1 protein-coding gene and 1 pseudogene are annotated in these 1,944 nt (G+C 41.6%); both read left to right on the top strand.

The features are described 5' to 3' along the window. Positions 1 to 99 precede the first annotated feature (99 nt). Positions 100 to 537: a hypothetical protein gene (locus ABFX15_RS02695; protein ID WP_346023982.1), complete on the top strand. Its 438-nt coding sequence runs from the start codon at positions 100 to 102 to the stop codon at positions 535 to 537. Positions 538 to 869: 332 nt separating this feature from the next. Then, positions 870 to 1,874 (top strand): annotated as a pseudogene (locus ABFX15_RS02690) (YeiH family protein). Positions 1,875 to 1,944: the final 70 nt, after the last annotated feature.

Below are 1,944 nucleotides of genomic sequence, written 5' to 3'. Positions count from 1 at the left end.
AGCCTACCCCTATCCGATTCCTCTGTCTGTATGAAGTCTGTGCAGATAAGAATGGAGTTCGTAGGAAGCCCTCACTTCAAAATCCAAAGGATTTAAGTGGTGGGTAGTTCACCAAGAGGAATTGCAGATCTCAGCTATAAAACCTGCCGCAAGCAGAATGCGACTGAAGAGAATCTGCTTAGTCTTATCGAACACAACCTGACCACCCTTGAAGCAATGATTGATTATAATAATCAAAATGATATCCGACTGTTCAGGATGAGCTCAGATATCATTCCATTCGGCTCTGATTTTTCCGTTAACGACCTCGACTGGTCACAACTCTTTAAGGAACAGTTTGAGCGGATCGGTGAAAAAGTGAAAGATTACGGTTTAAGAGTATCCATGTGTCCTGGACAGTATACTGTATTAAATTCAAAAAATGAGGATGTGGTGAACAGGGCAATAGATGATTTGACATACCATACCCTGTTCATCGACAGCCTGAATGTAGATGCCTCTGCTATTTGCTTGGGCATATATAGGAATCATAATTGAAAACGAAAATCAGCTGTTCTTACTGACGATTATTTCGGGAGTGGGAGTTGTATTCCATCTTCTTGCTTCAGCGATCGTAGGCTTTGATAATATGAGAAGCAGAGCAGAAAGGTAAGTAGACTGGACTTTAAATCAGCAGCAGGAAGCAATACCCTGTAATCAGCTGATTTAAAGTCTATTTTTATTGGCAGATTATAGATTTGAATCGTCAGATACAATATGCGACTTGAAAGGTTCTTAAAGCTTTTCATTAGAGATTCGAGAATTGCTCATTCAGCCGAATAAAAAAATGTTATAATGAGTCAGTTATTACCTGAAAGGGATGAAGCATAATGACCCAATTGACAAAAAAACTTCCCGGACTCTTGCTGGCGACAGGGATAGCCGTAATAGCTGTTCTGATCGAAACTATACTTCCGGGGCATTTTATCGGTTCAGCGGTTTTAGCCATGTTCATTGGCATAGGATTCCGTGCACTGTACTACAAACCTGAACTATTGAATGAAGGTGTTCAATTCACCTCAAAAAAAGTACTTAAATTTGCTATTATATTATTAGGATCTTCCTTGAACATGTCCATCATTCTTCAAGTGGGCAGCCGTACATTGATCGTTCTGTTATTTACCTTACTGACAGCTTTCGGAGGAGGGTATTTACTGGGCAGACTGTTCAAGATCAACTGGAAGCTGAGCAACATGATTGCTGCGGGAACGGCAATTTGTGGAGGATCAGCCATTGCAGCGATGGCACCTGTTATTGAAGCGGATGATGGCGATGTCTCATATGCTATTTCTTCTACATTTATCTTTGACATGGTAATGGTCATTCTGTACCCTATCATTGGACAGCTCCTGTCTTTAAGCGATCAGTTCTTCGGCTTCTGGTCCGGGACATCCATCAATGACACCTCAAGTGTTGTTGCAGCAAGTTTTGCTTTCTCAGAAGCAGCTGGAGAAATTGCGACCATGGTCAAACTGACCCGGACACTGGCTATCATACCGACCGTAATTATTTTTTCTGCTATCTATTTCAGACAGAAACTGAAGCAGCCCAATCAGTGGAATTAGAAAGTGTCATTGCAGAAGCTATTCCCATGGTTCATCGCATGTTTTGTACTTTTCGCAGGACTGAATACAATTGGACTGATACCAGTAGAGCTAAGTGGTGCAATGCGACAAGCCAGCCGATTTTTAATGGTCATTGCTCTGGCAGCAATCGGTTTGAAAACGAATGTAAGGCAGTTTGCCCGAACAGGATGGAAGCCATTTGTCCATGCAATTATCCTGTCCAGTCTCGTAGTCGTTGTATCTTTTGCAGTCGTAGCCATAGTCTTATAGAGTGAACTAGGAAACTCCAAGGAATAATTGGGGGAAATAGCTCTTAAATGAGCATACAATTGATTGGTTT

This window comes from Alkalibacterium indicireducens (assembly GCF_039522005.1).
Taxonomy (GTDB): domain Bacteria; phylum Bacillota; class Bacilli; order Lactobacillales; family Carnobacteriaceae_A; genus Alkalibacterium; species Alkalibacterium indicireducens.
Note: the sequence above shows the minus strand (reverse complement) of the source record. Positions and strands in the feature narration are given on the sequence as shown.